The organism is Kitasatospora sp. NPDC059146 (genome assembly GCF_042786665.1).
Classification (GTDB): Bacteria; Actinomycetota; Actinomycetes; order Streptomycetales; family Streptomycetaceae; genus Kitasatospora.
In genome coordinates this window covers 24,654-44,287 of sequence record NZ_JBHZCY010000017.1, presented here as the reverse complement: position 1 = coordinate 44,287, position 19,634 = coordinate 24,654, and the positions used below count along the sequence as shown (strand labels likewise).

The window sequence follows — 19,634 nt, the reverse complement described above, 5'->3', positions numbered from 1 at the left end:
CCTACTCTGGCCACCCCCCCGGCCCCCCCCCCCACCCCCCAACCCCCCCCCCCCCCGGCGCGCCCCCGGGGGCCCCCCCCCCCGCCCCCCGCCCCGGGCGGCCACGACGGCGTCGAGGAGTTGTCGGAGAGGCTCAAAGGCGGGTGAGTCAGGCTTTCGGCGGAGGTCTGCGCGGTGGATCTTTAGGCCGGAAAGTCGCTATCCGAAACCGATGATCAAACCATAGGAATAGCTCCACGGCCTGACCGGCCACCCCCGATCAGAAGGAGCCACCGCCCATGATTCGCCTCCGTACCACCTGTATGGCCATCGCCGGCACCGCGGCGATGTTGGCCCTGGCCGCGGCGCCCGCCCAGGCCGCCCCCGGTGACGTCACGACCATGTGCGGAAGCACTCTCACCCCGGCCGGCTCCGTCGATGTGAGTTGGGGTTACAGCAGCAGTTGCGGTACGCAGAGCTTCAGCCCGAACATCAAGCAGGTGAAGCAGCTCACCGGACTGCCCGTCGGCACCGTGGTCCAGGCCTGCAGCACCACCTACCCGCCGGCGGGCTGGGTCCAGACCGGCTCGTACTACACCAGCAGCTGTGTCGCCTGGTCGAACCCGAGCTTCAACAACAACGCCTGGCAGCTGAAGCGCGTCTCCTGACCCGGCGACTCCGGCTGCGCGATGCGGAGGGCCCCGGCCGATCGCCGGGGCCCTCCGTCGTTCACGATCCACCTCGACGGGGGACGGGCCGGCCCGGGGGTTGTTGATCTAGGGTGTGTCTGACCATTCGCGTCGGATCAGCGCGCGGCGTTGGGGTGCGTGCATCGCAAGGCGGAGGAGGGAGCCCAATGCAGCGCATTGGCGACCGACGACAACGCGGCGAGGTGCGTGCCCCGGCGTCGCGCGCCCGGCGGGAATGGTCAGACACACCCTAGGGTGGGCCGGTGCCGGGTGCTAGTCGTGCGTCGCGACGCAGGGCGTCGAGGGCGGTCGACGTGGCGGTCGGTGTGGCGGTCGAACGACAAGGGAGCAGGGACATGCGCGAACTCACCTATGGCGACATCGAAGCCGCCGGGGAGCGGATCGCCGGGCACGTTCGCCCGGTCGCCCTGGCGGCGGTCGAGGAGCGTACGGAGCCCGGTGAGCTGTGGCTGGCGCTGGAGTTCATGCAGCACACCGGGTCGTTCAAGGCCCGTGGTGCGCAGAACTTCCTCCGGGCCCACGGGGAGGCCGGCACCCTGCCCGACGCGGGGGTGACCATCGCCTCCGGCGGGAACGCCGGGCTGGCGTGTGCCTGGGCGGCCCGGCAGCTGGGCGTGCGGGCGACGGTGTTCGTGCCGGCCACGGCGCCGGCGGTGAAGGTGTCCAAGCTGCGCGGCTACGGCGCCGACGTGCGGCTGGTGGGTTCGGAGTACGCGGAGGCCCAGGCCGCCTGCGCGGAGTTCGCGGCGGTCGGCGGTGCGCTCGCGGCGCACGCCTACGACCACCCGCTGATCGCGGCCGGGGCGGGCACGCTGCTGGAGGAGATCCGGGACCGGATCCCGGGCCTGGACACCGTGGTGGTCGCGGTCGGCGGCGGCGGGCTGTTCGCGGGGGTCGCCACCGCCGCACGGGAGCACGGCGTGCGGACGGTCGCGGTGGAGCCGGGGAACTCCCGGGCGCTGAACGCCGCGCTGGCGGCGGGCCGTCCGGTCGACGTGCCGGTGGACTCGGTCGCCGCGGACTCGCTCGGGGCCCGGCGGGTCTCGGCCACGGCGTTGGGTGTCGCCCAACTGGGCGGCGTCCGGAGTGTGTTGGTGCCGGACGAGGAGATCGTCGGCGCGCGCCGTGCCCTGTGGGACGACCGCCGGGTGGCCGTCGAGCACGGCGCCGCCACCGCCCTCGCGGCGCTGGGCGGCCAGGCGGGCGGCTACCGGCCCGAGCCCGGCGAGAAGGTCTGCGTGGTGCTGTGCGGGGCCAACACCGATCCGTCGGACCTGGTCACGACCCCGGACGCCGGGCCCGGTGCTGAGGGTCGCTGAGGGGCTCCGAGGTGGGTGAGGACGGCGAGGACGCGCCGGTCGCCGCTGTCCTCGGGCGGGAGGTCGAGTTTCAGGAAGATGTTCCCGACGTGCTTGTGCACGGCCCGCTCGGTGACCACGAGGCGAGCGGCGATCTCGGAGTTGCCGTACCCCTGGGCCATCAGCGCGAGGACCTCGCGTTCGCGCTCGGTGAGCCGGGACAGCGGGTCGGTGGGTGTCGCGAGCAGCTGCCGGACCACGTCCGGGTCCAGCGCCGTGCCGCCGGCCGCGACCCGGTGGAGCGCGTCGAGGAAGTCGTCGACGCGGGCGACCCGGTCCTTGAGCAGGTAGCCGACGCCGGTGCCGTCGGCGAGTAGCTCCCGGGCGTAGGTGTCCTCGACGTACTGGGAGAGCACGAGGATCGGCAGCCCGGGGACGCGCTCCCGGGCGTGCAGCGCGGCCCTGATGCCCTCGTCGGTGAAGGAGGGCGGGAGCCGGACGTCCACCACGGCCACGTCCGGCCGGTGGGTGACGGCGGCCGTCAGGAAGGACGCGGCGTCCCCGGTGGTGGCGAGCACCTGGTTCCCCAGGGCCTCCAGCAGCGCGGTGAGTCCCTGCGCGAGCAGCGCGTTGTCCTCGGCGATCACGATGCGCACGGGCACTCCACGGTGATCACGGTGGGGCCGCCGGCCGGGCTCCGGACCAGCAGGACGCCGTCGACGGCCTCGACGCGCTGCCGGATGCCGCGCAGTCCGGTTCCGCGTGGTCCGGCGGTGCGTGGTCCGGTGCCGTGCGGTCCTGCTCCGCGCGGCCCGGTGCCGTCGTCGGGCCCGTCCTCGGCCGCGCCGCCCCGGCCGTCGTCGGTGATCTCCGCCCGCAGGGTGACGCCCGTCCTGGCCAGGGTGACGGTCACGGCGCCGGCGTCGGCGTGCTTGGCCGCGTTGGTGAGCGCCTCGGTGACGGCGAAGTACACGGCGACCTCGATCTGGGCCGGTACGGCGCCGAGTTCACCGACCTCCACGGTGGCGGGCACCGGGCAGCGGGCGACGACCGCCGAGACCGCGCCGGCCAGGCCCCGGTCGGCGAGGACCGGCGGGTAGACGGACCGCAGCACGTCGCGCAGTTCGGCCATCGCCTCCTCGGCGCCCTCCCGGGCCCGGGTCAGCAGCGGGCCCACCGCGGCGGGGTCGGAGCCGAGCGTCCGTTCGGCGAGCCCGAGTTGCATGGCGAGGGTGACCAGCCGGGCCTGGGTGCCGTCGTGCAGGTCCCGCTCGATGCGGCGCAGCTCGTCGCCGTGCGCGGCGATCGCGCCGGTACGGGTCCGGTCCAGCGTGGACACGCGCTCGGCGAGGACCGCGGCGGCCGAGGGGGCGAGCAGCCACCGGCTCAGCGCGGCCGCCGTCCTGGCGAGCAGGGGCGGGCCGAACAGGGCGAGCAGCGCGCTCAGCAGGAACTGGGGGACCCCGGCGTAGAGCGCGGACCCCCAGCTGTCGACCGGGACGTTCAGGAGCGGCCTGATCGGATCGTCGGCCGGGAACAGCCACCACAGGCCGACGAGCGCGAGCACGGCGGCCGGGAACAGGAACAGCGCCGTGCCGAGCAGCCCGAGCGCGGTGCCGACGACCGCCATGACGGCCGCCCAGCGCAGGTCGCGGCCGGTCGCCGGATCGGAGAGGACCGCCCCCAGGCGCCTGCGCGGGTGCGGTCCGGCCGGTGCCGGAGGGTTCGCCGTCCACCGCCCCAGGAGGGCGCGTTCGCCGTCGGCGAGCCACCGCAGCAGCCGGAGTTCGGGCGGCAGGACGAGCAGGCCCACGCCGACCAGGCAGAGCGCCGCCGAGTACAGGAGGACGGGCATTAGTACGAGCAGGGCCAGCCCCCGGGCGAACACGGCAGCGCAGTACCCGGCGGCACGGGCCGAGCGCGCCGCGCCCGCCCGCGACGCCCGCGTCATCGAAGTGTCGTTCACGGCGGCCAGTCTCCCCTCCTCGGGCTCCCGGCGCAGTGGAGCGTGCTACACCATCGGTCGACGCGCCTGCACGATCGTCCCGGCCCCCTGGCGGTTCGTAGCGTCACGGCCATGAAACGAACGAACACCTCGGACGGCTCGCGCTCCGAGCTGGTGCTGTTCCTGACGATCAGTTTCGTCGGTGCCTGGATCACCATGGTCCCGCTCTGGCTGGACGGCCTTCGCCGGACGAGCGCCGCGCAGGGGACGCCACGGCTGGCGGCGGTGTGCATGGTCCTGATGATGCTGGTGCCGGCCCTGACCGCCTTCGGCCTCACCGTGCGCGGCCGGGGCCCGCGCCAGGCCCTGCGGCTGCTCGGGCTCGCCCGGTCCACTCCCTGGCGGCACGAACTCCGTTCCGTGGCCGTCGCGTTGACGATCCCGCTCGGCCTCACCGCGGCCGGGCTGACCGTCGCCACGCTCACCGGCTGGTACGCCCCCGCGCACCTGCCCGGGCCCGGCACGGTCGTGCCGCTGGTGCTGAGCGCGCTGGTGTCCGTACCGCTGTACTTCGGCGAGGAACTCGGCTGGCAGGGCTACCTGTTGCCCCGGTTGCTGCCGTACGGCCGGGCCCGCGGCCTGCTGGTCGGCGGCGCGATCTGGGGAGCCTGGCACGTCCCGATGACGGCGCTCGGCGGGAGCTACCCCGGCCATTCGGTGCTGCTGGGCATACCCGTCGCCGTGGTGACGGCCATGCTGCTGGGTACGGTCATCGCCGCCATCCGCTTGTCCACCGGGTCGGTGTGGGCGGCCGTCGCGGCGCACCTGTCGCTCAACGAGTTCACGCTGCCGCTGACCCGCGAGGTCTCGGGCCGCATCGTCGACCCGCTGCTGGCCGGCCCGTTGAGCATTTCGACCTGGCCGGTGACCGGCCTCGTGGTGCTGGTCGGCTGGCTGGTCCACCGGCGGAGTGCCGGCCGGGGCCCGGTGCTGCGGAACGGGCAACTCCGTTGATCGGCACGGTGCGTTGCGACATGATCGGGGTCCGCCCGATTCCCCGGAGGTACGACGACGTGACACCGACCGACGAGGCAGGGACCGGCGTGGCACGGACCGGCGAGGCAGGGACGGGCGTGGCGCGGCCCGACGTGGGATGGTCCGAGCGGCTGGTGTCGCATGACGGTGTCCGGCTCGTCTGCCGGGACTGGGCCGGGCCGGGCCGGCCCGTCGTGCTGCTGCACGGGCTGGCCGGGCACGCGGGTGAATGGGACGCGGTGGCAGCGGAGTTGAGCACCCGCCACCGGGTCGTCGCGGTCGACCAGCGCGGACACGGCGCGAGCGAGCGCCGCCCGCCGGAGGTCTCCCGTGCCGCCTACGTCGCCGATGTGGTGGCCGTCGTCGAGCAGTTGGGGCTGCGACGGCCGGTCCTGGCCGGGCAGTCGCTCGGCGGGCACACGGCCATGCTGACCGCCGCCGCGCACCCCGGACTCGTCGGCGGGCTGGTACTCGTCGAGGCCGGCCCGGGCGGGCCCGACCCGGACGTGGCCGGGGAGGTCGGCGACTGGCTCGACTCCTGGCCGACGCCCTTCCCCGCCCGCGAGGCGGCCGTCGAGTTCCTCGGCGGCGGGCCGGTCGGCGCGGGCTGGGCGGCCGGGCTGGAGGAACGCGACGGCGGCTGGTGGCCGCGCTTCGACCGGGACGTGATGGTGGACTCGCTGACGGAGCTCACCCAGCGGTCCTTCCTGGCGGAGTGGGCGCGGATCGCCTGCCCCACGCTGGTCGTCCTGGGCCAGTCCGGGTTCGTCCCGGCGGCGGAGGCCGATGAGATGCTCCGGCAGGGCCCCGCCACCATGGCCGTCAGCATCCCCGGCACCGGGCACGACCTGCACCTGGAGCGGCCGGAGGCGCTGCACGCCGCACTCGCGGCCTTCCTCGCCGGGATCACCGACTGAGCGGGTCGGTGCCCGCTGGCCCGGTGCCCGCCGTCCCGGGCGGTGGCGTCCCGGGGGGTGGTGTCCGGGCCGGAGCGGGCTCCGCCCGCGGGGACGCCTCCGGCCCGAACCGGTGCCGGTAGGCCGACGGCGAGATGCCTGTCTCCCGGCGCACCAGCACCCGCAGGTTGGCGGCCGTGCCCAGTCCGCTGCGGCGCGCGACCACCTCCATCCGGGACTCGCCCCGCTCGATCAGCCGGCAGGCCAGGGCCACCCGTTCCCCGGTGAGCCAGGCCAGCGGCGTGGTGCCCAACTGGGCGCGGAACCGGCGGTGCAGCGTGGCCGGGCTGACCGCCGCGCGCACCGCCAGGTCGGCGACGGTGAGCGGTGCGTCCAGCCGTTCCTGCGCCCAGGCCAGCAGCGGCGCCAGCGACTCGTCCGTCCGCTCGGGCACCGGCCGTTCCACGAACTGCCGCTGCCCGCCGTCGCGGTGGGCCGCGAAGACCAGCCGACGGCTCACCGCGTTGGCGATCTCGGCACCGTGGTCGCGGCGCACCACGTGCAGGCCCAGGTCGAGCGCGGCCGCGCTGCCCGCGGCCGTCAGGATGTCGCCGTCGTCCACGAACAGCACGTCCGGTTCGAGCCGGACGGACGGGAAGCGGGCCCGGAAGTCGTCCGCCCACTGCCAGTGCGCGGTGGCCCGCCGCCCGTCCAGGACCCCGGCCTCGGCCATCGTGAAGGCGCCGCTGCAGAACCCGACCAGCCGCGCGCCCCGCGCGTGCGCCCGCCGGACGGCCTCCAGTACGGCGGGGCGGCGCGGCACCTCGACGTCGGGCCGGTTCGGGACGATCAGGGTGTCCGCCGTGTCGGCCGCCTCCAGGCCGGCGACCCCGGTGAGGGTGAAGAACCCGTCCCGCATCAGGGTGCTGGGCTCGGGGGAGCAGAGCCGGAAGTCGTACAGCTCGCGGCCGACCTCCGGCCTGCGCAGACCGAACACCTCGGTGGCGCAGCCGAGTTCGAAGGGGTTCGAGTTGGCGTCGACGATCACGACCACCCGGTGCGGGCCGGCCGTCGAGGGGTGCGGCTGCTGCGGTGGTTGCGGCTGCGAGGATCCTTGCGACATGTGCCATGTCTAGCACTCACGCCGGGCGGGCGGGCCGGCCCAGGATGGGCGCATGAGCAACCGACCCATCGCCCTCGGCCAGGCCCTGGCCTCCTTCGACGCCCTGTGGAGCCCCCGCATCGTCACCCGCGTCAACGACTACGACGTCCGGATCGCCAAGGTCCACGGCGAACACGTCTGGCACGCCCACGACGACACCGACGAGTTCTTCCTCGTCCTCGACGGCGAACTCCGCATCTCCCTGCGCGAACCCGCCGGCGAACGCACCGTGCTGCTCCCGAAGGGCTCCGTCTTCACCGTCCCGCGCGGCACCGAGCACAAGCCGTCCGCCCCGGACGGCGCCGCGATCCTGATGTTCGAACCCACCGGCACCCCCACGGTCGGCGACCGCCACGACCCCGTCCCGGCCCACGTCGACGCGACCACCGGCCACGCCCTGGACACCTGACGGCCGGAGCCAGGGCGCCGGGAGGGCACGGGTAGCGTCGGGAGCATGACTGAACCCAGTGACTGGACCTACGTGGTGACGGACATCGAGGTGGACGGCCCGTGGGCCGGCGCCAACTCGATGCGGTCCTTCGCCTCCGTCGCCACGACGACGGACGGGCGGACCTTCGGCGAGTTCGAGGCCGTCCTCGAACCGCTCCCCGGGGCTGCGCCGAACCCGCGGACCAAGGAGTGGTTCGACTCCGAGCCGGGCACCTGGGAGGCCGCGACCGCGGACCCGCAGCCGGTCGCCCAGGTGATGGCCGGCTACGTGGAGTGGGTCCGGTCACTGCCCGGGCCGCGGGCCTTCGCCGCTGCGCCGGTCTCCTTCGACGGGACGTGGATCGACTACTACCTGCGCCGGTTCACCCCGTACGGACTGCACCAGGGGCCGTACGAGGAGGACCGCCTCTTCCACGGCCCGGCGCTGTGCCTGCGCACCTACACGGCGGCCCTGACCGGCCGCCCGCCGGCGGACCTGGCCTCGCCGAAGCTGCCGCCGCACTGGCTGGGCGACGTCCCGCACACCCACAAGGCCATCGACGACGCCCGCGGCTTCGCCCACCTGCTGCACTTCCTCACCCGCACCACGGGCACTCCGGCGCTGCGCCTGGAGGCGTGAGCCGCACCCGCATGCGGGGTGGCCGAAATGATTGGCGTGAACCTGACACAGAAGTTCGGGTGATCTTCACTCCTCGCGCACCTCCGGCTGGTTGTGTGGTGCCCACAGCCTGCCCGGGCACGGATGGCCCGGGCAGCACGAAGGAAAGGCACTGTTCATGCGACGCATCGCAACGGCGGTCACCGGCCTGCTCGCGGCCGGCGCGGCCACGGTGATCCTCACCACCGGCACCGCCCAGGCCCTCACCACGGACGCGACGCAGCTCGGCTCGGTCCACCTGACCAGGACCGACGCCGCCGGCAACACCACCTCGGCGGACCTGTCCTGTACCGCCGTGCAGTCCGGCGCCGGCTTAACCGTCACCGGCACCGGCACGGTCGCCGACCCGACCGCCGCCTGCAGCGAACTGGCCGGCGTCAACGGTGACTTCGCCAAGCTGCTGGTCCACCCGACCTGGCTGCCCACGGCCCAGCAGGCCCCGGTCACCGCCACCGCCCAGGGCAACTGGGGCGCCACCGCCGTCACCTGGTCCCACACCTACGCCAACGGCAGCACGCTGACCAAGTACACCGGGGACGTCTTCGGCTTCTGAGCCCGGTTGTGACACCTGCCCACGGCGTGGCCGCCCCCGCTATCGGGGGGCGGCCACGCCGTTAGCCGTTCCACCGACGGGTCTGCTCTCCGCCGTGTTCATGGGATGTGCCTCTTGCACTCATGGGGGTACCGCGGCTGTCGGCTACCTCATCGCGGTTGAAAGTGCCGTAAGTCGAGAAGGGTACGGCCGGGACGCGCGACGGCGAGCCGCGACCTCTCCGCGCCCCTTCGCGCCGGCACCGCCGCGCCCCGGACAAACTACCGTGTCCGGCAAAAGGGAAGTCAACTGAGGGTTTCTGCATTCGTGTCCGCTTTGGTCCGGCGGTTTCCGATTCACGCCGGCCATGATGTGCGTCACGTGGTGGTCGAATCTTAAATTCCCTAGACCTGGCACTTCCCTTCCCTTTACTCTCCGCCGGGGTCATCCGTTCGTGCGCTTCCCGTGGATGACAGGCAGTCAGTGTGCAAGGGGGTAGGGATGTTGATCGATCATGTCCGCTTCCGGCGAGTGCCGGACCGGGAGGGGGCGCCGCCCGGGCGGGCCCGGTCCCGACTGGCGCTGGTGAGCACGGTGGTGATCCTGGCCTCCCTCGTGTCGCCGCTGGCGCCCGCCTATGCGGCGGCGTCGAGCGGGGCCAAGGACGGGATCTGGACGCCGCCGAACACGCCGCTGGCGAAGACCGCCTCGGTCCCCGGGAGGGCGGACGAGCCCAAGGCGTCGACACCGCAGACCGGTTCGCCGAACTGGGTGCCGCCCAAGGCCGCACCGCGCCTGAAGACCGGCAGTGCGGTGGTGGGCCTGGACAAGGGGGCGTCGAAGCAGGCGGGTGACCTGCCGGTCTGGCTGGCGCCGGTCGCGCCGGCCGATCCCGTTGCCTCGGTACAGGTCCAGGTGGCGGACGGGACCACCGCGCCCGGCGCCGGTGCGCCCGGTGCGCTGGTGACGCTGTCCCGTGCGGAGGCGACGGAAGCGGCCAAGGTCCGGATCGGGGTCGACCTCGATCCGGTCGGGTACGGGGCTGACTTCGCTCACCGGGCGAGGCTGGTCCTGCTGCCCGAATGCGCGCTGACCACACCGGAAGCCGAAGCCTGTCGGGTGCGCACACCCGTCGCTTCGCACTACGACGACCAGGCCGAACGGCTGATCGCGGACGTGGACCTGCCCGCCGTGGACGCCTCCAGGGCCCGTCCGCGTGCGGAGTCGCAGTCGGCCGGGTCGGCGGTTGCCGCACCCAAGCTGCTGCTGGCGCTCGATGCCGCCCCGGAGAGCGGGACCGGCACCTACAGTGCCACCCCGATGGCCCCGAGCCAGAGTTGGGCCGCCGGAAACTCGTCCGGCTCGTTCACCTACAGCTACCCGATCGCGGTTCCGCCGACCCTCGGCGGCGGCGCTCCCTCGCTGGCGCTCGGCTACGACTCGGCGTCGGTCGACGGGAAGACGGCCTCGACCAATGCGCAGGCGTCGTGGATCGGCGACGGCTGGGACTTCGGTGCCGGCTTCGTGGAGCGGCAGTACCGGGGCTGTGACAAGGCGGGCATCCCCGGCTCGGGCGACCAGTGCTGGGCCGGTGCGAACCTGACCATGTCGCTCGGCGGGCATTCCGGTGAGCTGGTGCCCGATGATCCGTCCTGCGCCGGAGGCGCCGCGGCCGACGAACAGTCCAGGTGCACCTGGCGGTTGAAGCGTGACGACGGGACGAAGGTCGAGTTCCTCACGGGCGCGAACAACGGCACCTGGAACGGCTCGTACCTGAAGGTCACGGACACGACCTCCGGCACGGTGTACTACTTCGGCCTCAATCAGCTGCCGGCGGCGAACGGTTCGCCGAGCAAGGCCGGCCCGGAGAGCAAGTCGGCGTGGACCGTGCCGGTCTATTCTCCGAACGCGGGCGACCCCTGCTACGACGCCTCCAAGGGGAAGGCCTCGTGGTGTCAGACGGCCTGGCGCTGGAACCTCGACTTCGTCGTGGACGCGCACGGGAACCTGACCACGTACTCATACGCTCCAGAGACCAACTGGTACGCCCGTGGCGGTGGGCAGAACGGCCGGAAGGGTGAGCTCACCGCTTACACCCGCGGTGGGGCGCTGTCCTCGATCGGCTACGGGCAACTGCTGTCCGACCAGCTCGGCGCGAACGGCGGGTACCAGTCCGCAGCGAAGATCGACTTCGGGCTCGGTGAGCGCTGCCTGTCCGGCGCGACCGCCTGCGACCCGTCGCAGCGAACGGCCGCGAACGCGACCAACTGGCCGGACGTGCCAGTGGACAAGCAGTGCTCCGACACCGGCGCGTGCACCAACTTCGCTCCGACGTACTGGTCGACGAAGTGGCTGAACTCCCTCACCACCTCGGTCCGTTCCTCCGGCTCCTACCGGCCGGTGGACCAGTACGACTTCGTCCACGTGTTCAAGTCGCCGCAGAACGCGACCGAGAACGCGCCGATCGCGTGGTTGCAGTCGGTGAAGCGGACGGGCAAGGACACCGCCAACGGCCAGACCGAGCAGCCGCTGCCGGAGGTGACCTTCGCCGACCTGCTGGTGCCGAACCGGGTCGACGGCCTGGTGCCGGCGCGCCCGCGCTACAACCGGCCGCGCCTGGCGGTGATCACCACGGAGACCGGCGGCACGATCACGGTGTCGTACACCAAGGAGTCCTGCTCACGGACGGCCGGGCGGATGCCGGCCTCGGCCGACAGCAATACGATGCCCTGCTTCAACGTGAAGTGGTTCGACACCCAGGTCCAGGGCACGGTGGACGACTGGTTCCTGCGCTACCCCGTGGACACGGTGACGGTCGACCCGAACGGCAAGTTGGTCGCCGGTTCGGTGCCGATGACCACCTCCTACACCTACGGCCCGGCCGCTTGGCACCGCAACGACAGCGCCGTTCTGGAAGCCGACTACCGGACCTGGGACCAGTTCCGCGGCTTCGCCAGCGTCACCGCCGTCACCGGATCGGGCAAGGACGCACCGCAGGGCAAGACGACCACCAGCTACTACCAGGGCATGAACGGCGACCTCAAGGCCGACGGCAAGCCCAGGGCCGCGTCGGTGGCCGGGGCGAAGAGTGGTGCCAAGCCCGACGAGGAGTGGCTGACCGGCCGCGTCCTGGAGTCGGACAGCTACGCCGATGCCTCCGCCGCTGCGGGTTCGCCGCTCTCGTACACCGTCTACGGCTACGAACGCAGCCAAGACCTGAAGCCGACCGCCAGGCACGCGCGGACCGGCCTCCCGGACCTGATTGCCCAGTACGCGGCCACCAGGTCCGCCGTGGCGACGACCACCACCACGACCGCCGGAACCCGCACCAACTCGACGGTGACGACCACCGATCCCACGAACAACAACCGGGTCACCACCTCGCTGAGCACCGCGGACGGCACGCCGGACGTGTGCACCCGCTACCGCTACGCGGCAGCCGCGAACCCCCTGGTCACAGGGCTGGTCTCCGAGCAGTTCGTCATCTCAGGTGCCAACGCCTGCACCGCGGACGCGAACGCGTCCAACACGGTCTCCGACACGCGCACGCTCTACGACGGCCAGGGGTTCGGCACTGCCGGCAGCAAGGGAGAGGTGACCGGGGTCCAGGCCTTGGACGGCTACGACGCCAACGGCGTGGCGCGGTACGTCACCACGGCGGCCAGTACCTTCGACGGATACGGCCGGGTCACCTCGGTGACCGATCCGACGGCGACCGACAGCGCCAACCCCAGCGGTGCCGTCACCACCACGACGTTCAGCTCGGCGAACCCGGGTGAGCTGCCGAACAAGGTGGTCACCGGCACCCCGGCCCCGGCCGGGGCCCCGGACGCAGGGTCCCGACGCGAGACCGTCGTCACGCTCGACCCGGCTCGGGCCCTGCAGCTCACCTCGACCGATCCCAACGGCCGTAGGACCACTCAGACGTACGACGGTCTCGGGCGCCTGAGGGCGGTCTGGCTGCCCGGTCGGGACACCGGGGTCGGCGCGAACCTCACCTACGACTACTCGGTGGACGGCACCAAGGCGCCGTCGACCGTCACGGCGAAGACCCTACGCCCCGGTGGTGCCGCCTACGGCACGGCGACGCGGATCGTGGACGGCCTGGGCCGGGTGGTGCAGACCCAGGGCGACCCGGCGACGCCCGCCTACCAGGGCCGATTGGTCACGGACACGTTCTACGACTCGCAGGGCCGGGTGAACCGCAGCCACGACACCTACTACGAGGACACCAACAAGCCGAACACGACCCGGTGGATCCCGGACGGCGCGATGGTGCCGAGCCAGAGCGTGGTGCAGTTCGACGGTCTGGGCCGGGTGGTGAACTCGCAGTTCGTGGCGCTGGGCAAGCCGCAGACCACGACGACGACGGCCTACCCCGGTGCGGACCGGGTGGACGTCACGCCGCCCGCCGGTGCCACCGCGACCAGCACGGTCACCGACGCGCGCGGGCGCAAGACGCAGGTGTGGCAGTACCGGACGGCCGCGGCGACCGGGAACCAGGCCGACGCGGACGTCATCGGCTACACCTACACGCCGGGCGGCCGGGCGGCGACCCGGACGGATTCGGCCGGGAACACCTGGAGTTACACGTACGACCAGCGTGGTCGTCTGGTGAAGGCCGATGATCCGGACGCCGGTGTCTCGACCCGCACCTACGACGCGGCGGGCCGCTTGGCCACGACGACGGATGCGCGGGGCCAGACGATCGCCATCGCGTACGACCTGTTGGGGCGCAAGACCGGGACGTTCAACGGTTCGGTCGCTCCGGCGAACCAGTTGACCGGTTACACGTACGACACCGTCGCGAAGGGCCAGACCGCCGGATCGACCCGCTACGTAGGCGGTGCGGGCGGTTCGGCGTACAGCAAGACCGTCACCGAGCTCGACACCGGGTACCGGCCGACCAGGACGAGCGTGTCGATCCCGGGCACCGAGATCGGGAGGACGGGGCAGGTGAGTTTCGACTACAGCTCCGCTTACAACCCGATCAGTGGGGCTGTCATCAGCGACACGCGTGCTGCGGCCGGTGATCTGGCGCAGGAGGCGGTGAACTACAACTACGACACCTATGGTCAGCTCAACGATGTGAGCGGAGCCGGGTACACGTACTTGCGGCAGGCGGACTGGGACGCGTACGGGCGCAACATCCGTGACACGATGAACCCTTGGGGGACCCAGGTCGTCTCGACGAACACCTACGACGAGTCGACCGGACGCCTGCTGACGCAGTACGTGGACAAGCAGACGGCCACCACGGGTACGGTCCAGAACACGACCTACGCCTACAATCCGGCCGGTCGGGTCACGGCGGTGCGCACGATTCCGGACAACAGTCCGGACCGGACGGACCTGCAGTGCTTCACGTACGACTACCTGGGCCGGCTGACCACGGCGTGGTCGGACACCGGGCGGCTCAACCAGCCCACCCCGTCCCTCGCCGGGCAGGGTGCCTGCGCCAACGCGACGCCCACCAGCGGGGCTTCGACGGCGGGTACCACCACCGTGGGCGGTAGTGCGCCGTACTGGCAGGACTACACCTACGACGCGGTCGGCAACCGGACCAAGCTGGTCATGCACAACCCGACCGGCGACCAGTCCAAGGATCTGACGATCGGTCAGGACGTGCCTGCCGCGGGGAGCCGCAACACGGGAACGGGTGCGGGTGGTCCGCACGCGCCGTCGGCCGTGAAGTCGACGTTCCCGAACAACGGCAGCACGCCGGGGAGTTACCAGTACGACGCGGCGGGCAACACGACGAAGATCGCCAACCCGGGTGCGAACAAGACCCTGGGCGCGGGCTTCGTGCTCAACCCGGGCGAGTCCGTGCGTTCCAGCAGCGTGCAGCTGACCATGCAGACCGACGGCAACCTGGTGCTGACCTCGCTGCGCAGCGGTGTGGTGGTGTGGTCGACCGGTACCGGTGGTCATGCGGGTGCGTGGGCGACGATGCAGGACGACGGCAACTTCGTGGTCTACGACCCGCAGCGGGTTCCGCTGTGGTCCTCGCAGTCGTGGGTCGGCCCGAACAGCAAGTACTTCGCGGTCGTCCAGGACGACGGCAAGTTCATGGTGTACGCACCCGGCTGGGCCCCGAAGTGGGACTCCCGCACCTGGAACGCGGTGGACGCGGCCAACGGCGCGGACCTGACCTGGGACGTCGAGGGCAAGCTCGCCACGATGAAGCAGGGCGGCGCCACCACCTCCTACGTCTACGACGCGGACGGCAACCAGCTGGTCCGCCGCAACCCCGGCAAGGTCACCGTCAACCTCGGCGCCGGCGACGAACTCTCCTACGACACCGGCTCCATGACCAGCACCGGCACCCGCTACTACAGCATGCCTGGCGGCGTGACCCTGGTCCGTCAAGGTGCGGCCAAGCTGACGTACCAGTTCTCCGACCACCACGGCACCGGCACTCTGTCCATCGACTCGGCCACCACCAACGTGAACCGCCGGTGGACCGACCCCTTCGGTGTCCTGCGCGGCTCCGGCAGCGGCACCTCGTGGGCCGGCGACAAGGGCTTCGTCAACGGGTTGAAGGACGACGCGACCGGCTTCACCAACCTGGGCGCCCGCCAGTACCAGCCCGGCACCGGCCGCTTCCTCAGCCCGGACCCGTTGCTGCTGCCCGACGACCCGCAGCAGTGGAACGCCTACGGGTACAGCAACAACGACCCGGTGAACAAGACGGACCCCACCGGCATGGCGCTGGAGGAGTGCGCGAGCGGAATGGCCAAGTGCTCCAACATGGGCACCAAGGTCGACACGACGCAGAACGGCCCCAACTACCAGAAGGTCGTCGACCAGGTGAACCGGGAAGCGCCGGCGCGCGAGGCCGGGTTCGTGCAGTTCATGATGCTCAAGGGGCTGCCGTTGGGGAAGAACTGGGTGGGCAGCGTGCCGTCCCAGTCGGACCTCGAACGCGACAAGCGGGCCGCGCGCCGGGCCTACGGGTTCGAGCTGGAGAAGGAGTACAAGAAGAACACCAACTTCAAGTACGAAGCGCAGCCCGGACAGACGCAGATCCCGGGGGCCGAGCCCTACGACTCGTTCGCTACCGGCAAGGCCAAGAAGTCCGAACTGATGGTCTGTGCCTACCTGGGTGCGGTCGACTGCTACGACGTGAAGCAGATCACGGGGTGGGCGGGCAATGCGCCGGCGGCGGAGTATCCGGACGACGACGGTGACACTCCCCGTAAGAACGCCCTCCGGCACTTCGTCTGGCAGGCGATGATCACGGTCAAGTACGGACGCCAGGATGCCGAGATGGTGGCGGACTCGCACGAGGCCTTCGGGGCCAGGGAGGGCCATGAGTACGCCGATCACATCTCGGACCTGGTGAACAACGAGTACGGCCGGAAGATGGGTGAGAAGATCGCGGCGGCGAACCAGGGAGCCTCGGAGTCGCAACTCAAGGGCGTCATCCTCGACGAGGCGAGGAAGTACATCGCTTCGAACGACTTCGCCCGACCGAGCGACTTCGAGTGACGGGAAAAGGCAAGGGAGGTCTTCGATGATCGGGCATGTGGGCCCGGGGCGACGTACGGGCGGTGGAGGGCGAGGAGTCCGACTCGCGCCACTGACCCTGCTCCTCCCGCTGATGGTGTCGTGTACGACTGCCGAGGAGCCGCCGCCCGTCGTCGGCTCCTGGAAGTCCAGTGTCGCCTCCATCGAGATCCTGGAAGGCGGCAAGCTCGGGGAAGTGAGTCTGCTGCCGGCCATGTGCCGGGGGGACAGCTCGTCGACGGCGGTGAAGTTCACCGGAACCTGGAAGCGGGGAAAGCTGGACGATGCCGGGCCCGGGGCGGTCGCCGAGCTGGCCTCCGTCAGCGGTGACCTGAAGTGCGAGCGGTTCTTCCAGTTCGTGAAGCGAAACGGTCAGGACCGGTTGCAGATGACCGGTGTGGACGCGGGTCAGGAGTCGTTCGTCCGGCAGTAGCCCGCGACCGACGGTGACGCACGCGGCGCCCGCTCCCAAGAGCGCCCCTCCCCCTGGACTTCGTCGGTCCGGGGGGAGGGGCGCTGCCACGTCAGCCGGGGAGGCGGTCGTGGAGGAGGAAGGTCGTGAGCGGGTCGCGGACGAGGGGGTCGGTGAAGTCGACGCCGTGGCCGGTCGCGTCGATCGTCACCATGGCGGAGCGGTGGCCGAAGGCCGCGTGGGTCCGGCGGGCTCCGGAGTACGGGGTGGAGGGGTCGTAGCGGTTCTGGAGCATCAGGATGTCGCGCGGCCCGTCGGCGTTCGGGCGGACCTGCGGCTCCTCGGGGCGGTAGTGCCAGAAGGCGCACGGCCAGACGTTGCCGGACATGCCGGCGGTCAAGGGGTAGCGCCGCCGGTCGGCGGCGGTGCGCGCGGCGTAGCCGGCGGGGTCGCGCGGCCAGGCGGAGTCGCCGCAGATCACCGCGTCCTGGGCGGCGACGAAGTTGTCCGGGATGACGGTGGGGAGCGGGTTGCCGCCGGAGCCGCCGTCCGACACCGAGGTCGACCGGGTGGCGGCCCGCTCCAGGACGGCGGCGGCCAGCGGGTAGTAGCGCGGGTTGTTCAGTGAGGAGTAGGTGACGGCGCGCAGCTTGACGCCGTCCAGCACCCGGCCGTCCGACAGGACGAGGGGGTCGCGGTCGAGTTCGGCGGCGAGCCGCAGGTAGCTCGCCCGGACGGCGCCGGGGGTGGCGCCCAGGTGGAGGGCCGCGTCGCGGTCGGCGAGATAGCGGGCCAGGGCCGGGAAGGCGTCCTCGGTGCCCTCGCTGAACAGGCCGATCGCCTGCTGCTCGCCGCCGGGGGCCACGGTGCTGTCCAGGACCACGTGGTCGGCGCCGGCGGGGAACAGGCTGGCGTAGACCTGGCCCAGGTAGGTGGCGTAGGAGGTGCCCAGGTAGGAGATCCGGCGCTGCCCGAGCGCGGCCCGGATCCGGTCCAGGTCGCGGGCCGAGTTGGCGGTGGTGATGTCGGCGAGGTACGGGCCGGCGGCGGCCGCGCAGGTGTCGGCGATCCGGCGGGCGTAGGCCAGGTTGGCGGTGATCGAGCCGTCGGGCGCCGGGAACGGGTAGTTGAGCTGGGCGGCGCGGTCGGTGGCCGGCAGGTCGCAGTGCACCGGCGTGCTGTTGCCGACGCCCCGCTCGTCGAAGCCGATCAGGTCGTAGGAGCGCAGGGCCTCGGGCGGCAGGAAGCCGACGGCCGCCCCGGGGTAGTCGAGGCCGGAGCCGCCCGGGCCGCCGGGGACCACGACGAGGTCGCCGCGCCGGTGGGCCGGGTCGGCGGTGCGGATCCGGGAGACGGTGAGCGTGATGCTGCCGGAGCCGGGGTGCCGGTAGTCGCGGGGGACGCGCAGCGTCGCGCACTGCTGGCGCGGGTCGCGCGGGAACGGCGTGCCGTTGGCGTTCGGGGTCGGCGCCGGGCAGGCGCCCCAGGAGAGGGCGGCGGGTGCGGCTTCGGCCGGCGAGGGCGCGACGGCGGTCGGCAGGAGGGCCAGGGAGAGCAACAGGCCGCCGGCGGCGGCCGTGCGGCGCGTGAACGCGGTCATGCCTTCGACGGTAGGCCGGTGGGCGGCGAGGGGCCTCGGACGTCGGGTGGAGGCGTCGGGTGGAGACGTTGAGCGGAGCCGGGTGGAGAGCCAACCGCCGCTCTCCACCCGGCGGTTGAGCGGGACCTACCGGCGGAAGGCGGCGGGGGTCGGGCCGTTCGGGCGGACGGTGATGCTGTAGGCCGCCCCGGTCGGGCGGGAGCGGAACTCCAGGGGGCCGAGGGGGAGCAGGAGGTCCAGCAGGGCGGTGGTCTCCCGGAGGGCGAACTGGGTGCCCAGGCAGGCGCGGGCGCCGAGGCCGAAGGGGAGGTAGGCGCCGAGCTGGGCGGGACGGGCGCCGTCGGGGGCGAAGCGGGCGGGGTCGAAGCGCTCCGGGTCCGGCCACAGGGCCGGGTCGCGGTGGGTGAGGTAGGGGCAGACCAGCACGTCCGTCCCGGCGGCGATGCGGTGGCCGGCGAGCACGTCGTCCTCGACGGCGTGCCGGGGGAGCAGCCAGGCGGAGGGGTAGAGCCGGAGGGTCTCGCTGGCCAGGGCGTGGGGGTCGGCCTGCCGGGCCCCGGGGTTGTCGTCGAGCAGCAGGAACAGCCAGGTGAGCGTGGTGGCGGTGGTCTCGTGGCCCGCGACCAGCAGGGTGACCAGCTCGTCGCGGATCAACCGGTCGGTGTACTCGGGGTGTTGGTCGGCGGCGTCGAGCAGGACGCGCAGCACCCCCGGCTCCGGGAGGTCGGCGGCGCCGCGGGCCGCGTCGATCGCGGCCTGGGCGACGGCGTCGATCCGGGCGAGGTCCTCGGCGACGGTGTCCCGGGCGTCGGCGGCGTTGGTCGGCAGTGTCGGCATCGCGGCCACCACCCGTTCCACCGAGCGCAGTTCGGCGTCCGTGCGGTCGTCGAGCGGCAGCCCGGTGAGCGCCCGCCAGACGGTGTCCAGGGCGAAGCCGCGCATCTCCTCGGCCACGTCGAAGGTCTCCCCGCTGCGCCGGTACCCCTCCCAGCGTGTGACGGTGCGGCGTGCGGCGGCGGCGATCCGCTGCTCGTAGCGGCGCATCCCGGTTCCCGTGAACTGCGACTGCAGCAGCCGCCGTTGCCGCTTCCAGGCCTCCCCGGTGGCGGACAGCACGCCGTCGCCGACCAGCATCCGGGCCCGGTGCGAACGCTTCACGTACCGGTCGGGGTGGCGCCCCAGCACGTGCTGCACCGCGGCCGGATCGGTCACCAGCACGGTGGGCGTCGGCCCGAGCCGGAACGCGGCGATCCCGCCGACGCCGCGCTGCGCCCGCGCGAGCAGGTCGACCAGTTCCGCCTCCTCCGCCCGCCACTCCTCGACGGCCTCGGGGGCCAGTTCCGGCACGGGCACGGTGTCCGTGGTCACCAGGTTCTCCTCGACTCGGCCGACGAAGGGCAGGGCGGTTCCGCCCCGGCGCCCGACTCTACGTCAGCCGCGTCGCCACG

14 protein-coding genes are annotated in these 19,634 nt (G+C 72.4%); 9 read left to right on the top strand and 5 right to left on the bottom strand.

The annotated features are described in order from the left end of the window. The first annotated feature begins 278 nt into the window (after nucleotides 1-278). Together ACFXPX_RS10400 and ACFXPX_RS10395 are read left to right on the top strand one after the other, a co-directional pair. A complete protein-coding gene (locus ACFXPX_RS10400; protein WP_380525383.1) occupies nucleotides 279-647 on the top strand; it encodes a hypothetical protein in 369 nt (122 codons plus the stop codon). A 377-nt stretch (nucleotides 648-1,024) separates the two neighbouring features. Further along, on the top strand, nucleotides 1,025-2,008 hold the full coding sequence (locus ACFXPX_RS10395; RefSeq protein ID WP_380589074.1) for a serine/threonine dehydratase: 984 nt from the start codon (nucleotides 1,025-1,027) through the stop codon (nucleotides 2,006-2,008). On the opposite strand, the gene ACFXPX_RS10390 is transcribed toward ACFXPX_RS10395, so the two are convergent. Next, the gene (locus ACFXPX_RS10390) at nucleotides 1,897-2,643 is read right to left on the bottom strand and encodes a LuxR C-terminal-related transcriptional regulator (protein WP_380526387.1); all 747 of its coding nucleotides are present in this window, start codon (nucleotides 2,641-2,643) and stop codon (nucleotides 1,897-1,899) included. The two genes, ACFXPX_RS10395 and ACFXPX_RS10390, sit on opposite strands and share 112 nt — an antisense overlap. After that, on the bottom strand, nucleotides 2,631-3,953 hold the full coding sequence (locus ACFXPX_RS10385) for a sensor histidine kinase (protein ID WP_380640514.1): 1,323 nt from the start codon (nucleotides 3,951-3,953) through the stop codon (nucleotides 2,631-2,633). The genes ACFXPX_RS10390 and ACFXPX_RS10385 overlap by 13 nt, the downstream gene beginning before the upstream one ends. A 111-nt stretch (nucleotides 3,954-4,064) precedes the next feature. On the opposite strand from ACFXPX_RS10385, the gene ACFXPX_RS10380 reads away from it, so the two are divergent. Then, nucleotides 4,065-4,946 (top strand): CPBP family intramembrane glutamic endopeptidase, encoded by an 882-nt coding sequence (locus ACFXPX_RS10380; RefSeq protein WP_380640512.1) that lies wholly within the window; start codon nucleotides 4,065-4,067, stop codon nucleotides 4,944-4,946. 155 nt (nucleotides 4,947-5,101) lie between these two features. Then, nucleotides 5,102-5,884: an alpha/beta fold hydrolase gene (locus tag ACFXPX_RS10375; RefSeq protein ID WP_380640510.1), complete on the top strand. Its 783-nt coding sequence runs from the start codon at nucleotides 5,102-5,104 to the stop codon at nucleotides 5,882-5,884. Here ACFXPX_RS10375 and ACFXPX_RS10370 read toward each other — a convergent pair. Continuing rightward, the gene (locus tag ACFXPX_RS10370) at nucleotides 5,874-6,986 is read right to left on the bottom strand and encodes a GlxA family transcriptional regulator (RefSeq protein ID WP_380640508.1); all 1,113 of its coding nucleotides are present in this window, start codon (nucleotides 6,984-6,986) and stop codon (nucleotides 5,874-5,876) included. The genes ACFXPX_RS10375 and ACFXPX_RS10370 overlap by 11 nt on opposite strands. A gap of 52 nt (nucleotides 6,987-7,038) precedes the next feature. Here ACFXPX_RS10370 and ACFXPX_RS10365 point away from each other — a divergent pair, with 52 nt between their 5' ends. The 5 genes from ACFXPX_RS10365 to ACFXPX_RS10345 all read left to right on the top strand — a co-directional run bounded on the left by ACFXPX_RS10365 (nucleotide 7,039) and on the right by ACFXPX_RS10345 (nucleotide 16,607). Continuing rightward, nucleotides 7,039-7,434, top strand: coding sequence for a cupin domain-containing protein (locus ACFXPX_RS10365; RefSeq protein WP_380526381.1), 396 nt, complete (start codon nucleotides 7,039-7,041; stop codon nucleotides 7,432-7,434). Between the two features lie 45 nt (nucleotides 7,435-7,479). Next, nucleotides 7,480-8,094: a hypothetical protein gene (locus ACFXPX_RS10360; RefSeq protein ID WP_380640506.1), complete on the top strand. Its 615-nt coding sequence runs from the start codon at nucleotides 7,480-7,482 to the stop codon at nucleotides 8,092-8,094. Between the two features lie 157 nt (nucleotides 8,095-8,251). Continuing rightward, nucleotides 8,252-8,686 carry an SSI family serine proteinase inhibitor gene (locus ACFXPX_RS10355; RefSeq protein WP_380529269.1) on the top strand — a complete coding sequence of 145 codons (435 nt, stop codon included), beginning with the start codon at nucleotides 8,252-8,254 and terminating at the stop codon, nucleotides 8,684-8,686. A 480-nt stretch (nucleotides 8,687-9,166) separates the two neighbouring features. After that, the gene (locus ACFXPX_RS10350) at nucleotides 9,167-16,156 is read left to right on the top strand and encodes an RHS repeat-associated core domain-containing protein (RefSeq protein WP_380640504.1); all 6,990 of its coding nucleotides are present in this window, start codon (nucleotides 9,167-9,169) and stop codon (nucleotides 16,154-16,156) included. Nucleotides 16,157-16,268: 112 nt separating this feature from the next. Then, complete coding sequence (locus tag ACFXPX_RS10345; RefSeq protein WP_380640502.1) at nucleotides 16,269-16,607, top strand: hypothetical protein; 339 nt, start codon at nucleotides 16,269-16,271, stop codon at nucleotides 16,605-16,607. Nucleotides 16,608-16,698: 91 nt separating this feature from the next. On the opposite strand, the gene ACFXPX_RS10340 is transcribed toward ACFXPX_RS10345, so the two are convergent. Together ACFXPX_RS10340 and ACFXPX_RS10335 are read right to left on the bottom strand one after the other, a co-directional pair. After that, nucleotides 16,699-18,186 (bottom strand): alpha/beta fold hydrolase, encoded by a 1,488-nt coding sequence (locus tag ACFXPX_RS10340; protein ID WP_380640500.1) that lies wholly within the window; start codon nucleotides 18,184-18,186, stop codon nucleotides 16,699-16,701. 126 nt (nucleotides 18,187-18,312) lie between these two features. Continuing rightward, nucleotides 18,313-19,557 carry a cytochrome P450 gene (locus ACFXPX_RS10335; RefSeq protein ID WP_380640576.1) on the bottom strand — a complete coding sequence of 415 codons (1,245 nt, stop codon included), beginning with the start codon at nucleotides 19,555-19,557 and terminating at the stop codon, nucleotides 18,313-18,315. Nucleotides 19,558-19,634: the final 77 nt, after the last annotated feature.